The organism is Arthrobacter sp. NPDC093139 (genome assembly GCF_044754165.1).
Lineage (GTDB): Bacteria > Actinomycetota > Actinomycetes > Actinomycetales > Micrococcaceae > Arthrobacter.
Window position 1 is genome coordinate 115952 of sequence record NZ_JBIVOO010000006.1, and the last position, 14601, is coordinate 130552.

At 58.1% G+C, this 14601-nt stretch carries 13 protein-coding genes and 1 pseudogene; 7 read left to right on the plus strand and 7 right to left on the minus strand.

Translation table 11 applies throughout. The features are described from left to right. Window positions 1-160: 160 nt before the first annotated feature. From ACIP90_RS11635 to ACIP90_RS11650, 4 genes and pseudogenes are all read left to right on the plus strand, one after another. Entirely contained in the window at window positions 161-541 is a 381-nt protein-coding gene (locus ACIP90_RS11635) for a hypothetical protein (RefSeq protein ID WP_400579476.1), read from the plus strand. A 33-nt stretch (window positions 542-574) separates the two neighbouring features. Further along, window positions 575-652 (plus strand): annotated as a pseudogene (locus tag ACIP90_RS11640) (DUF1156 domain-containing protein); the annotation flags it as partial. Between the two features lie 786 nt (window positions 653-1438). Further along, complete coding sequence (locus tag ACIP90_RS11645; RefSeq protein WP_400579477.1) at window positions 1439-1879, plus strand: hypothetical protein; 441 nt, start codon at window positions 1439-1441, stop codon at window positions 1877-1879. Between the two features lie 190 nt (window positions 1880-2069). Next, window positions 2070-2531 (plus strand): hypothetical protein, encoded by a 462-nt coding sequence (locus ACIP90_RS11650; RefSeq protein WP_400579478.1) that lies wholly within the window; start codon window positions 2070-2072, stop codon window positions 2529-2531. Window positions 2532-3017: 486 nt separating this feature from the next. On the opposite strand, the gene ACIP90_RS11655 is transcribed toward ACIP90_RS11650, so the two are convergent. The 3 genes from ACIP90_RS11655 to ACIP90_RS11665 form a co-directional block, all read right to left on the minus strand. Beyond that, window positions 3018-3935 carry a reverse transcriptase family protein gene (locus ACIP90_RS11655; protein ID WP_400579479.1) on the minus strand — a complete coding sequence of 306 codons (918 nt, stop codon included), beginning with the start codon at window positions 3933-3935 and terminating at the stop codon, window positions 3018-3020. 136 nt (window positions 3936-4071) lie between these two features. Further along, window positions 4072-4821, minus strand: coding sequence for a hypothetical protein (locus ACIP90_RS11660; protein WP_400579480.1), 750 nt, complete (start codon window positions 4819-4821; stop codon window positions 4072-4074). Between the two features lie 19 nt (window positions 4822-4840). Next, window positions 4841-5293, minus strand: a complete 453-nt coding sequence (locus ACIP90_RS11665; protein ID WP_400579481.1) for a recombinase family protein — start codon at window positions 5291-5293, stop codon at window positions 4841-4843. A 225-nt stretch (window positions 5294-5518) separates the two neighbouring features. On the opposite strand from ACIP90_RS11665, the gene ACIP90_RS11670 reads away from it, so the two are divergent. Continuing rightward, window positions 5519-5767 carry a cold-shock protein gene (locus tag ACIP90_RS11670; RefSeq protein ID WP_400579482.1) on the plus strand — a complete coding sequence of 83 codons (249 nt, stop codon included), beginning with the start codon at window positions 5519-5521 and terminating at the stop codon, window positions 5765-5767. 74 nt (window positions 5768-5841) lie between these two features. Here the strand turns inward: ACIP90_RS11670 and ACIP90_RS11675 are convergent, their stop codons facing one another. The 4 genes from ACIP90_RS11675 to ACIP90_RS11690 all read right to left on the minus strand — a co-directional run bounded on the left by ACIP90_RS11675 (window position 5842) and on the right by ACIP90_RS11690 (window position 8500). Then, entirely contained in the window at window positions 5842-6432 is a 591-nt protein-coding gene (locus ACIP90_RS11675; RefSeq protein ID WP_400579483.1) for a hypothetical protein, read from the minus strand. A gap of 450 nt (window positions 6433-6882) precedes the next feature. Then, window positions 6883-7056, minus strand: a complete 174-nt coding sequence (locus ACIP90_RS11680) for a hypothetical protein (RefSeq protein WP_400579484.1) — start codon at window positions 7054-7056, stop codon at window positions 6883-6885. 266 nt (window positions 7057-7322) lie between these two features. Further along, the gene (locus ACIP90_RS11685) at window positions 7323-7724 is read right to left on the minus strand and encodes a hypothetical protein (RefSeq protein ID WP_400579485.1); all 402 of its coding nucleotides are present in this window, start codon (window positions 7722-7724) and stop codon (window positions 7323-7325) included. A 161-nt stretch (window positions 7725-7885) separates the two neighbouring features. Beyond that, window positions 7886-8500, minus strand: coding sequence for a hypothetical protein (locus ACIP90_RS11690; RefSeq protein ID WP_400579486.1), 615 nt, complete (start codon window positions 8498-8500; stop codon window positions 7886-7888). Window positions 8501-10352: 1852 nt separating this feature from the next. On the opposite strand from ACIP90_RS11690, the gene mobF reads away from it, so the two are divergent. Then, on the plus strand, window positions 10353-13913 hold the full coding sequence (gene mobF, locus ACIP90_RS11695) for a MobF family relaxase (protein WP_400579605.1): 3561 nt from the start codon (window positions 10353-10355) through the stop codon (window positions 13911-13913). A gap of 22 nt (window positions 13914-13935) precedes the next feature. Continuing rightward, window positions 13936-14511, plus strand: coding sequence for a hypothetical protein (locus tag ACIP90_RS11700; protein WP_400579487.1), 576 nt, complete (start codon window positions 13936-13938; stop codon window positions 14509-14511). The last annotated feature ends 90 nt before the right edge of the window (window positions 14512-14601 follow it).

Below are 14601 nucleotides of genomic sequence, written 5' to 3' on the forward strand. Positions count from 1 at the left end.
ACCGGAGGTCCAGAATGGATGCTGCCCTGTTCCCAACCTTGTGCAGCGGCTTATAGCTTCTGCACATGGCACAGCCGGCAGCCCTCAAGAGATTGCAACCCGCGCGGTGCGGGCTATGTTTAGCTGCAGCAGGCAAGGCTTCGATTCGCCAGGGGGATTAATGAACCTATGGAAGCTCGTCAAAGCATTGCCGCAGCCTCAGAGAGCCATCATGGTCGTGTACCTGATCTTAGCCGTGACAATCGGCTTGGCTGGCGTCGCCTTCAGCCTGGTGTTTCGGGAAGCTTCGCGCGTTGGCATGTGGTGGGTCACACTTGGGCTGGGGCTGGTGGCTTTTCTGTTCGGCCTCGTTCTGGCAACCAATTTTCAAGGATCGGCCCACGTGTATGCCGGGATGATGAAAGGACTGAGAATGTTGGGAACCGACTATTCAGATACAGCCTTCACCAAGCCTCGTTTCCTCCGGCTGTTCGGAGCTGCGTTCATGACGATGGCTGCTCTGGGAATAGTGCTGAGCCTGATCAACCGTCCGGTTTCCTGATTCGGCATGTAAGCAGTAACCACGCACGCTGGTTTCAGAAGCCTGCGGCTATATTGGTCCCGTCGCCCCCTTCGGGCTGTCAGGGCTGTCGTGGACGAGGGGCTCCACTAATGCTGCGGCAACGTGTGTTCCGTACAGGCCACCCATCGTTAGGGGTGGTCAACCCGGCGCTCCGCCCCCTCGGGGAAAGCCAAGCGAGCAAATCTCTGCAAGAGACAAACAATGTGGACCAGTCGGGACGACTTCGATCAAGGAACCCTCAACGAAGCGATTTAGGGCGAACCAAGAAGCTCGGTGCTCACTGAGAGAAGTATCCTTCGGGATCTGGGCTCCATAGTTCTGTGGCCTCTTCCAATGCTCTGCCGATGTCTTCGCCCGCAACCGCGAAAACGCACTCAATACCCTGCTCCGGCCACCGGAAACCCATAGATAAGGCGGAACCGCTGATCTTTTGGTCGAACCAAAACGTAATGGTCCAAAACGAGTGGTGACCTTCATGCGTTACGACCTCGGCCAAGGATGCCGTGGACTCCTCTTGTTCCAAGGTCAGCTGCGGTCCAAGGTCCGGCTTGTTCCAAAGGTAGGAGCCCGACTGTTTGCTCAGTTCCCGTTGCATGTCCAGGGACAAGGGGCCGCGAAATCTGACACTGATCTGGGCCACTAGACCAAAGGGGTACACCTCGGCGTAATTGAGGGTGCAAGCCCCGCCGCTCGGACGAATGACTCCCTGACCACCAATCAAGCCTGGGAACCAGTGTTGTGGTCGTCTCGGCATCCGCCCTCCAACGTAGTCTCGTGGGAGTGCTCCGTGCCGCCCCGGAGGATGAAACGGTCACTCGACTGCACTCACAGTAGCCCCGATGGCCCCTCTCGCAAAGGAACGTCTACGATGCAGGAATGACAGTCGAGGGACCGTGGCAGCGCTACTATCGGGATCAGCTGCCCAAAGGTTGGGCCTACCCGCTCGGCCGTGATGACTTCACTGCCCACCTCGCCGAGGCCGGCGTAAGCCTGGGCAGCCTCTCCTTCAGCCGGACGGACCCGAGCCAGTCAGCTAACCTGTACGTTCTGGGCGTCTACTGGCCGTCGGACGCGAAGGCAAAGTACTTCCATTCCCGTGAAATTGATTCCAGTTCCAGCCCCATGATGCTGTCAGTCCATTCTGTCCCCTCGGAGCTGCACCACCAGATCGGCCAGCAACTTCGGGATGCCTGGCTGGAAAGGGCTGTCGCTTGGGCACAACAAGCTCCGAAGAGAGGCAACGCCTGGACGGCGACAGACCACTATTGGAACCTCGTCCACAAGCCCGACGGCAGGCTGGTCCTCGAAGAGTCTTAGCCGCCCATCTGGTGCTTTCGATGCTGAGCGGTATGACATACTGCAGCACGAAAAGGATCCTCTTCCGGATATAGGTGGGCGATCATGCACAAACTCAGATGCTTGGGGGCGGGTATCACCAGCCCCTGGAATTGAGGCTTGCGTCTGCTGACCAGCCAAGCGAGCGTAGATCCAGTAATCTGCCTCTTTAATGACAGGCCGCTTCGCCTTTCCCAAATTTGCGGAGAAGTGCATCGACGAAAAGGGCCAGCGGCTCCAAAAACCAGATCAGGCCACCACCCGCGGTTCCTGCCGTCTCGGAGGCAAGGAACAGATCGCGCTGGCCGGCCGCCTCGTGTCGCTGATCGACTCTAGTCAGTTGAAATCCTGCGGCTTTGGTCAGCACTCTGAAGAGGAAGGCTCCACGTGGGGGCTGTCGGTTCTTCCACTTCTGGGCTTGAAACAAACCCACTACTCCCTGGGCATTCTTCAGGATGCTTGGTCTCCGGCGCCGCCGTTCTCTGCTTCGGCGAAGCTCAGTGCAGGCTGGGCAAACTCGAAGGACTCAACAAGTACCGTCGCTTCGGCAACGGCAAGAGGAGCGGGCACAGCGTGCCATATGGCAGCTGGAGGATGCTCAAGACCTCAAAGTGTGCTGGCTCGTTACCCATGACCGAGACCCCGCGGACGAAGAAGGCCAGCTTATTGGCACCTTTAATAAGGAAACACCACGGGTGACGTCCGTTCGCGAGGAAAAAGGATGACGAATGAAACAAGGAGCGGAGCAAGAACTTACCGTGGCCGGACACGTTCGCACCGTAGAAGACGCCCTCGGAGTTCTTGAGCATTACCCAAGGAAGACGCCGGCCGCGTTCGATTATCCGGGGGCTGGGGAACTAGGAAAGCTCACTGCGCATGAAGTCGATGCCGAGCACCAACCACCCACTCAACTTGACGGTCAGACGTCCAGACGTCCAGACGTCCAGACGTCCATTAATGACTACCTCGCCGCAACCACGGCCAATAAGCCCGGTCGAACTCAGAGAACCAACTGACACTGAGCTGGCCATCTTCTTGGAAGCAGAAAGCCGGTAGCTGCGTCCCTGCGTACAGCTGCGGGCCGCTGAAGACTAAGGCGCCAGGTACGCCATACTGAGACTCATAAATTATCCAATTGAGCTCGCATATCTGCCGCCAATAGCGGCTCGACAGCCGCCAAGTAATTGATTTTCCCAAGAAGGTGGACCCTGAACTCTTCTTCGGTCATGTTTCGGAAGCGGGCCTGGTCTTCTAATCCAAAAGTCTCAGAACAGTATAGATCATGACGCAAGGCCTTTTTCTGCCACTTGGGGACACGCAATCGACTTGCATCTTGTATTGCAAAGCCGGTAACCACTTGGCGATGACCGCGACGCTGAAATCGAACCTTTTTCGAATTCACAAGAAATCCCTGGGAAACCAAAGTGTCATTTACGTGGGCCAGCATGTCATCAGTTACCTCATCGCCGGAGAACGTCAGGTCATCGGCATATCTGGAATAGGTGATCCCATGAGAGCTTGCAAAGGCATCGAAGATATCGTCGAGTGGCCGAAACACAAGATTGGAAATAACCGGGCTAGTTGAAAAACCTGTAGCCAGCACCCCGTTGTATGTACACGTATTCGCTATCGCAAAAGCTACCTCAGAATTAGCGCCGCTTCCTTGCAGGGAAGCAACGACCCTAGCCCGACATATAGAAGCAAAAAAATCGGAAATATCAATCGTCAAAATAGCTCTAGCGCCAAGATGGACTTTCGCATTTGATACGGTCGAGCGCCCGCGAGTGAATCCGTGCACGCTCTGGTGGGGGGTTAGGACCTTGCGGTCGATGAACTCTTTGAGCCTTTTCTGCAAACGCAAGAGCTCGTCGTCGACTGGCTGACAAACCTCACGATACCCACCCCGTTGCTTGCGCGTCGTGTGTATGCGTACGTCGCTTGGCTCTATCCCCTTTTCCAACCAAAACTTGGAAGATTCAGGCAAACTAGCCGCCGTTTGGAGATCACGTAGGTGGCGAACCTTGGCAAGGACGTTCACAAAAAGTATCTCCAGAAATTTAGGGGCGGGATGTGGAATCACGCATGACGGCAGTGCCGACTAAGGTGCTTACGCGTGCGACTCGCACACTCTTGAACTACACACACCCCGCCTGAGGTTGATTGTACCCTAGCGATTACTTTTGAGTACAGGACGGCTGGTGAACACCAGACACAGACGGAAATGCGTGATCTAGCATTCTAGTCGACCTATTGGATATTGCTTTATTATAATTCGCTGCAAATAGCGTGGAACAGGCAGTTTCCAGTAAGGCAAAGTTGCGATACTGGAAGCGACTTCGAAATTTCGCAGTATCGCAGCAATCACTTACCCAAAACATGATTGCCTGACTTGCGTAGGCCATGCAATAATCAGCGATTGATAGTACTTTGTCAGCTTTTGTTCCTATCCGAAAGCTTGCCAGCTCCGGTGAAGCCTTTGCGTTCCGGGCACCATTTTCCACTATTTTTGCAAAGATAGGGTTTAAGCGCGAATTTTGCTCGAAGACAAACTCAAGTTTCCTATGTTTGTACTTTTGCATTATCCCGGTAACTAGCCAGCTGAACTGGTCCGGTAACTGGTCGTAGGGGTCTTTGCCTGGCTCGAGATTTGATGAGCACCACCATTCGAAGTCAATTTTTGGAAGCAATTTTCGGAAACTTTCAGCAGCAAGGAAATTATCGTCTACATGATGAAATCCGGATTCCTCTAAAAGAGAAGCTCCTCGCTCCAGTTGAAAATCAGGTTGAAGGCTTAGTTCGTGAATAAGTTCTTCGATTTGCTGTGCAACGATAAGATCGTTCTTGACGACTACAGCACAAGCAGAAGGAAATCGCGCCGTGCCGTCGAGCGCACCCTCGTCGAGAAATACCTTCACTAAATCCATATGAGCATGGTAGCCATACTTAGGTGCGCTTCGCTCCTTCTGTGACGGCTTCTGGGATAACATCGTTCCGGCTTAGTGCGCAGGTCAGTGAGGAGACGCTGACGCTGAGTATCTGAGCTGTCTCCTTTAAGGTCTTTCCCTGGCTTCGCAGTTGCCGTGCGACCTCCATCTTGGACGCGGTCATGGTCCGTGGGCGGCCACCGAGCCGGCCGCGAGCTTTCGCCGCCGCCAAGCCGGCCTTCGTACGCTCGGACAACCCTGATCGCTCGTACTCGGCAAGCGAGGCGAACATATCGAAGATGAGCTTTCCATGCGCGCTGGTGGTATCAAGCCACGGTTCGGCCAGAGAGCGGAACCTTATCCCCCGCTGTCCCAGTACGGTCACTATGTCTGCCAAGTCAGCAGTACTGCGATCCAACCTGGTCAGATCAGCAACTCGTTCCCCAGGACGAGCTGAGAAACTAGGGCTCACGATCGACCACTACGAGATCTGGCAGCGACACCACGGTCCCGGACAAGGAACCCGCCGACACCCTGCCTCATCTCGTCCCAACGAGGGTCTCATCAGTGTGCGCGAATTTCTCTGTTTGCAGGACCCGTGTCAGTCAGGCCTGGCTGTTCATCTCAAAACCGAACCCTGACCGGGCGGAAAAGCTGGCCGTCCTCACAACCAACCCACAGTGGCCAAGAGGAGGAAATGGCTATCATCGGTGCCATGGACGAACCTCTGAGCAAGGGAACCGTGAAGACCTGGCACCGCGAAGAAGGGTGGGGATCCATCCAGATTGAGGGCTTGGCCGCAGAATGCTTCGCCCACTATTCCTGCATCGTCCAGAGAGCAAATGAGTTTCTCGAACTTATCCCAGGCGAGAAAGTAAGACTCGCCTGGCACAAAGCGCAGCAGGATGAATTCACCATCGTTGCCGACCGCGTGGAGCGTTCCTAGCCGAACCGCTAACGGTACTCATAACCCCTTATGCTTACCGTTTCGTCGTCGGGGTGACGTGAAGTTTGTCGGGTCTACGGAGTCTTTGTGAATAGACTTCTGACCCTGTCGAGAATTGTGTGGCCGGCACCGGAAGCTGAGAACGGGCGCCCCGACTTGAGCAGGCTCGTAAAGTGCTCTCGAAGTGCGAGCAGCTCTGTCTCGTAGGTCGGCCGCTCGAAGGAAAGACTTTGTTCGGGGAGGAGCCAAGGTTGGGGCTCATCGGTGATTCCATCCTGCCAGCCAAGGTGCAACCAGGAGACAGTTTCGGCACTCGCCCGTAATTCCATGGTCAGTGCACCGCAAGCCAGATCCGAACAGATAGGACAGACAAAGAGGGCAATCCGTCCGTCGGCAAAGTCTCCAGTGATTCTGCCTAGCAAGCGGTCGATCTGAGGGATAGCGAGTTCGGGGCGGGCTTCGCGGAGGAACGTAGTGTGCTGTGTCGGGCGATCGTCTTCCGAACTGACGTCAAGCGTGTCCCTTAGTGGTTTACCATCGACGACAATGTCCAGGAATTCCATCTTGTCCTGAGCCGGCCCGTCAGGGTCGAGGACAGCTCCATCAGGACCGAGAGCAGACGTCCGCATCTGGAAAGTCAGTCTGTTCTTAGGGTGAAGCGCCATGAAACTACGGTACCCGTTGAGCTGCCGCTGCCGGAGGTGGCCGACCTGTCGTCCCTGCGGACGAACCCTAGACGGACGGTTCTCTCCTGCGACAAGCTTGTTCAGCTCTAGCACTGCACTGAGGGCGTCTCATTCCTTGGCCAAGAGGTCCCCCGCACCTAGAGATTCAGCAATCCTGCAATCAGAGCCACAATGCCGACGACACCGACCAAAGCCGCTCCCACGACCGAAAATTTGTACTGAACTTCGTATGTCTTGAATTTTCCCTTCCCCGGCAGAGTTCTCCATGTCTGTTCCCCGGTGCGGGCAAGAAACTTGCGCCAAAGATATAAGCCAGGCGCGCTGAGCAAAAGGAAAACGCCGAACACTATGAAGAACGGTCCGGTTACTCCTGGCCCCCACGTCATGGCCTACCGGCCAGGGAGACAATTACGATGGCGGCCGCAGCGATCAGAAGCAGGACGCAGAAGAACACTCCCACTGTTCGAGACCCTTCGCCCGCTGTTCTAAGTTAGGACCGCCGCCAACAAATTGTGTGATGATCTCTGCTTGGCGCTGTGCAACCCATTTACGAAAGATCAGCCATAGCGCGGCCACGACCGTGAAGGCAATGGCTATCTCCATAGAGTCCCTCCCGGCCTACTTGCTCCCATAGTTCGCCGAGGTCCACGTTCCTCGTCGATCTCGTCAGCGCTGCCCCCCGGCCTGCGCCGGCTGAACTAGGGATTCATGGGCAGAGCCTTTCACTTCCTCGTATTCGCGGCAAGATCTCACTGCGAAACCCTGCCGACGCCGCGGTATCCGTCTCGTTGCCTGTTTCGACGCCCTTCCGTATAGGGGAACCCTCAACGCGACAGCTCCCGTACCGGCCTAGGCTTTCGCAGGGAAAGCTATGTATTCCGGTTGTAGGGTTCCACGCCATGTTCCAACTCCACCCAGAGCCGATCACGGTCGGGGCCGGTAACGGCTGTTGCGTCGAGCCTGAAGTCGAGGTGGGTTTGAGGATGGGAGGTGATAAAGTACCCACCCCGCAGTTCGTCCGCAGCGGGCCAGTCGGGACCGTAGTCCTCTTCTAGGTATTCGTGCTTCCCATCGAGCCAGTGCACTTGCGTCCACATCCGCTCCTGCTTCAACCAGAAGAAGGGGAACGACCGCATAGGCATGACTCCGGTAGTAACCCATCCCATAGATTCGCCGTTCAGCGACAGTTCCCACACGCCATCTCGAAAAGCATCCAGGCGCGGGTCCTTCGGCCAGTCCTCTTCATCGAACCATTTGTTTAGCCATCCCATAGGCCAGTTGTAGCAGCGCACGCCATGAGCGACCAAGCACCGCGAACGGTCCTGCAAACCGGCGCAAGCCGAAACCTCAGCGGACAAAACTAGGTGATTCGGTCAGTCGCACACCCGTCGTCGAATTGGATCTGCTCTTTCGTTCGGACCCTATCGGTTGGCTACGGGTTCGCTCTCTGCCTATTTCTCGCCCTGAGTATCGTCCAAAGGGCGGCGGCTATGACCAGGAGCAAAACTGCAATCGGCAGCAGGAGTGGCAGCGCGAAGATGTTACCGGCCGCTCCGGCGATACCGGCGATGCACCCGAGACTGATTCCAATAATTGCTAGGACAATGGCGGTTCTCTTCCAGGCTCTGGCGTCACGGTCGCTTAGATCTGGTGCCTTGAATAGAGGAGGGCCTTCCGGTTCGTACAGATGAGCAACGAACAAACCCAGGAGCATTTGGACCAACGGTTGCACCAGCGGGGAGTCTTGATCCGGCTGTGCTGCGAGGATGGCGATGACCGCGATCGTCATGGCCACGGCCACAACGACGCTGAGGACGATGAAATACTTCCAACGTCGCCGGGTCAGGAGCAGTCTGCCGGATTTTGTCTTTCCGACCAGAATCATGGCGGCCCAGAGAAGCAGGATGGCGCACAACAGGCTCCCGCTGATCCCGAACCAAAGCTCGATCTCCGGGCGCCAGATCAAAAAAAGCGAAGCTATGGCGAGTGCGATGACTACCAGAGCGACAGGGATCCTGAGCCTGGCGTCGGTGTCTATAGATGCCATGGGCTAAGTGGATCCATCGGTTGTGCTCTTGTCAATATGCGCGAGAGCTGGCTTGAGCGGTGCTCCGAGTACAGTGTGCACGGTGCCCCGCCTTACAGAACCCCACCATTGAATATGGCTGGAGGGCCATCTTCTCAAGGTCTGATATACAACAGAAAGGTCGCAGCGAGGAAGCAACAAACAGACAGAAAGAATGGAATCATCATGAGTTTTTGTTTGCTGCTATATGGCTCGCCCTTGGGCGCCGGGTTTTTCATCAGGTAGACCATGGTTATCGAGCCCAGAAGGACGCTCACCATTATCAACAGGTTCGACAAGTACATGTCACACCACCTAGGCAACTGCTTTGGGCCGCCGGGGGAAGAGTCAGCATGTGCTCGCCATCCTATAGAGGTACGAGTGAGCCAGGACGCCCGCTCGGCTGATGACCTCACCATAGGCCAGCGCTGGCAAAACATTAAGATCGCGAGGGCAACGCGAAAGATTAAAGCAAATTGACCCATAAGGGGTGTCCCGAATAGGGAGAATGGATTGTTCCAAAAGAGGGTCCCGCATCGGGAAGTGCTCGTCCGACCTGCATGTTGCAGTGGCAGTCCAAATAACGGCCCGTAAGACCGGCCCGCTGACTCGTCCGATGAAGGGACACTGTACGGCCCACTCACCGAGCTACTAGTGATGTCCCATTTTCCTTGAAATCGGGATGGCCGGCGGGTCGCTCCCCTACGATTCCGCATTCGCGCGATGACGCGTAATCCGACTGTCTGGCACGGTGTCCCGAAACTCGCACCATAATTTCCCGACACAAGGCCGGCTTGGGTAAGGGGCACATCACACTTTTCGAAATCTCCCGGACGAGGCGACGACAATCAGCTCGCCGGTGCCTTCGTTGCACCGCCTGCGGGAACCCACCGGTAGGGCCTAGCACGGAAATGCCAAGGCTGCTGGCTACCTCTCCGGGCGGTGTTCCCTGGCCTAGGAGTTTCCGGGCAGAGCGGATCTTGGACTCCGGCATGACGCTTTTACGGCCGCCGACCCGGGCTTGTTCCCTCAGGGCCTTCAGGCCGGCCTAGGACTTCGCGGGCAGCCTGAACGAGCTCGGCATCGGCTTTGTCAGCATCGCGGACTCGATTGACACCACGACAGCCCTCGGACGGTTCTTCCTTCGTTTCCAAGAACGCAAGCAAGTGGCCCAGCCCGATAGGCCTCCGCTGACTACGCAGGAGCCTCACGCCGGTGAAGAGTCCCCCGACCCTTCACACCTCTGGCATCCAAGGTCGTGGCCGTGAGGACACAGCCACGGCCAGTCATGTTGCCGGGGCTCACTTCGCTGATGAACGAAGGTGATCAACAAGAATTGTGAAGAATGCAATGCTGCTTTCGAGCCGTCGCGGAAGAGCCAGCGGTTCTGCTCAAGGCGCTGTGCCAACAGACACCGCGACCGCACACGCCGCAATGCCAATCGTTCAGGCGAAAGACCCGCAACCAGCCTCAACGCCCCTCATCTCAAAGCCCAACTGCAGGCAGCCAGGCGCCAGCTGGTATGTCAAAAAAGATCCTGCCAGCGCCGCCTCGAAACACTGCAGTCCAGGCTCCGCTCCCAAGCCTGCGAGATCGACCGCCTCGAAGCGGAGAACTCCGAACAACGAGTAGCCAATAACCTCCTCCAGTCAGAAGTCTCTCGCCTCAAACGCGCACAAAGAACGAATGTCCAGGATCTGGCTCACATCTCTGCCTGGCTGGTCTCCCTTGCTCGGGCGAAGGGCGTCGCGCTCGACCCCGGAACGCTGGAAATTCTCCGCCGTCGCGGATGGACTCCAGCAAAGCGCCAAGCAGGGGCGCCCCGGCTGTGACGATGTCCATCGCACGGCTTTCCGCGCAATCAGGCCTCCGCTACCTCTTCAAGACAACGATGATGAACGACCTTTCCACTTCTCCCCCGGACGCCACCACTTACTACATGAAGGCCGGCACGCCGGAAGGCCGATGGATCGGTAGCGGACTCAAAGGCATCAACAAAGACGCGGGTGACACCACCACCGAAACGGACGCAAAAGCGGTCTTCGACCTAGCAATTCATCCAGACACCGGAACGCCACTGGGACGTCCCCACAGCCAACCCACCGCCGTCGACAACAGGACCGGCCCGCCCACCACAAGGCACGCCGTCGTCGGCTTTGACTTAACCTTCAGTGTGCCCAAATCGGTGTCCGTCCTCTGGGCACTGAGCCCTCGAAGCATCCAAGACCGGATCGCGCGAACCCACCACGAGGCGGTCCAAGCAACACTTACCTGGCTCGAACAGAACGTCATCCACACCCGGGCCGGCCGGAACGGCGTCGCCCACGTAGGCACGCTGGGCGCCATCGCCGCTGCCTTTGACCACTGGGAATCACGCACAGGGGACCCTCAGCTTCACACTCACCTGGTCATCGCCAATCGCGTCCAACGCATCACCGATGGAGCCTGGGTCACCCTCGACTCCCGCACGCTGTATAAAGCCGCAGTCGCCGCGAGCGAGCACTACAACGGGCTCCTCCATGACGCCCTCCACCGGGACCTAGGAAGCGACACCGAGATCCGTAACCCCGCTACCAGCACGCGCAACCCCAGCCAGCAGCTCACTGGCATCGACGAAGAACTTATCCGCGAGTTCTCCAACCGGTCCCGTCTCATCGATTCGGAAACAGACCGTCTCGTGGCGGAATGGTGCATGGAACACGGCCATCCCCCGACCGCAGCAACAATTATCAAGCTTCGTCAGCAGGCCACTCTGACTACCCGCGCCCCAAAGGCTGAGCTCCCCACACCGCTGCATGAGCTCTCAGGCGAATGGCGGGCACGAGCGATTGCCAAAGGTTTCCAGCCAGCTGACGTCCTCGCCGCCACCATCAATAGATCCCGGGTCTCCCCCTTTGGGTTCACGGACTTTACCCCCGACTGGATCTGCGCGGTCGCGACCCTTGCCCGTGAACGTGTCGCCGGCAAGCGCTCAACATGGAACCGGTGGAACCTACTCGCGGAAGCCGAAAGGGTCTGCGCCCAGATCCGATGCGGCACGGCTTCTGACCGCAGCGCGCTGATCCACGCCGTCGCCACCGCCGCTGAGCAACAGTCAGTGCCGCTGAACGAATACCGCTACACCGTCCCTCCAGATGCCAGGCCAGACCTTTGGCTTGGGTACCACAGCGTTTTCGACTTCCACGGATCGCGCCTCTATACCGACACGTCAACGCTCGCCTGCGAGGACGCCATCATGGCAGCAAGAAACGACGACGGCGGCCCAGTGGTCCGCGCGGACGTCATCATGGATTCTCTTGAGCGAGCCCAACAGCCCGGGAAGCCGGAGCTGCACTTCGATCAGCGCGCCGCCGTAGCCGACGTCCTTCTCAGCGGCAACCGACTCGACGCCATCGTCGGTCCAGCCGGCACGGGAAAGACAACGACCCTGGGTGCGGTCAAGGCGACATGGGAAGCAGAGTACGGCGTCGGCAGTGTCATTGGGCTTGCCCCAGCGGCGGCCAGTGCGGACGTGCTGGGCCGTGAACTCGCCATGGCCACGGAGAATGTCACCAAGTGGCTGCACGAGTCGGTGGGCCAAGGGGCAAGCGCACGGGCTGCGCGCTTCTTCGACATCCAGACCCGGCTTACGAAGGCTTATGGCGGCGAGCGCCGGAGTATCGCGTTTGCTCAGGAAGCTGCCCGACTCGCCGCCACTCAGCAGCGGTGGTGCTTCCATGCGAATCAGCTCATCATCGTCGACGAAGCTTCCATGGTCTCAACTTTCCAACTCGCTGCCCTCGTACAACAGGCACGGGAGGCCCGTGCGAAAATCCTTCTGGTGGGCGACCCGGGTCAGCTGGACGCGATCGACGCCGGTGGCGTCCTCGGTTGGCTCGACCGGGGAGGAAAGACGACTCGGCTTAGCACTATCTGGAGATTCAGTGAGGAGTGGGAGCGTGCATCGTCCCTCAAACTGCGGAGGGGAGACTACTCCGCAGTCTCGGATTACGAGCAGCATGGGCGGATCCGGCACGGCACCTACCTGGACATGGTCGACCAGTCGTACCTTGCATGGAGGACCGATACCCGGGCGGGTAAGTCGTCCATCCTTATCGCGGCGGACAATGACACCGTGGGGATGCTCAACGAACGCGCCCAAGCCGACCTAGTAACCCAGGGTGTAGTGGATCCGGAACACACAGTCCTCCTCAGCGATGGCCTATACGCTGGTTCCGGTGACACCATCATCGCTCGTGGCAACGACCGCAGACTCATCGACAGCGAGGGTGACTTTGTCCGGAATGGAACGCTATTCGACGTCCGAGGCGTCAGCAGGTGGGACGGCTCACTGCTTGCAGTGCGGCGGGAAACGGGAGCCAATGTCATACTCCCCCGCACCTACCTCGAGTCGTCCGTTGAGTTGGGTTATGCGACCACCGCACACCGTTCCCAGGGCATCACGGTCGACACCGGCCACACCGTAATTACTCAGGGCCGGCTCACCCGCGAGCTGCTTTACGTGAGCATGACCCGCGGCCGCTCCGGCAACTTCGCCTACGTCAGCGAAGCTGATGACTCGGATCATGCTGCCGTCGATCCGTCACTGCAGCTGTCATGGCGGAGCATTCTGGGCGAGGTGCTCGCGGCGGAAGGTGCCGAGCGGACCGCCCATGAAGTGCGCGACGCCGAGCGGGCGAAGTCGGACAGCCTTGAACGGCTCTACGCGGAGTATGACTACTTGGCGCAGATCGCAGCAGCTCTGGATCTCACGCGGTGCCTGAACAACCTCGCTCCCAGCCCGTCCCTCAAACTCGAGCAATCACCGTCATGGGGCGCGGCCGTAGAGGCGTGGCGGAAAGTCGCAACTGTTAGCCGCCCAGGCGCTGAGCGCGAAGTGGAGCAGGCTATCCAAAACACCACCGCTGCAAATGATCCCGCGGCTGTCCTCAGCATGCGGTTGCGTCGGTTCTTGAAAGGCATGCCGACGGCGGCTACCGATCCTTTGACCGAGGTGCTTACTATCCCTCGTCCTGACCTGGCGGAGATGGTCGATCAAGTTCGGGAACGGATCTGGCAGAGGACGGAGACCGTAACTATGGCTGCTCTCATAGAAGATCTCGAGTGGAAAGGCGCCCTGCTGGGGTCCCTTGGAGAAACCGGCGGCGATCATTCCTGCCAGCTGATTCGTGACATCGCCATATTCAGGGACAGGTGGGGAATATCGGACTCTCCGCTGCCGCTGGGACCGGCTCCGGCGAACTATGAGTGGGAACAGCGGGATCAAAGGGAAAGGCTCGAAGAAGCAATAGACGGCGCCCGCTGTCGGTCAGTTTCACCTCAGCCGAATACTAATTCGGTAAATCTGCCCCTTTCACAGCAGGTCGTCCTTACCCCTACGGGCTGGCAGCTCTAAGCTGATGCAAGAGGTATGGCGAATGGTCTCAAATCCGGCGGTGAAACCCAAGGTAGCGACAAGCGGGCTGGTATTGGCGAGCACGGTTGTTCTCATAGCGCTCGCCCTCTCTCTCGCATATGTTCCTGCCGCGGAGCTCCCTTCCTCACTGAAGACGGTCGTTGGCAGCGTCCTGCTGGCAGCTGTGCTGCTTTTGATGTTGCTCTGGTGGAAACGAGCCGGTCAATGTCGTAGGTGGCTGGCCAATGCAACGGACAAGTGGCGATCCTTTGACAATGCCAAGCTCGCTAGCGGCACCACCGCCGAGGTGACGCTCCTCAGCGTTGACGCCATACAACCCACCGGATCCTGGGTCACCATCAGGTGGAACCGCTTCAACCACGTCCAGCCAGCCTGGATAGAAGCACTGCCGGAACCGATCTGGCCTGGAGCCGTCCTGCTCATCAACCCTGATCCAGCGCAGGTAATGCCAGGCGCTCCCTGGCCGGAGACGTACTTCTTACGGGCCGCTGATTGCCTGGCCTGGGCCCCCGCCGAAGGGCGGCCTGAAATGTCCGATCCCGCGTCAACTACCGAGCCGGGGGGCAACTTCGTCTAAACCGGTAATCACTAAAGCGACCGACTAGTGGGACTGCATGGTCGGTAAATCGGCTCCTCCGCACATCCAAAGCATTCGAACATACGTTCT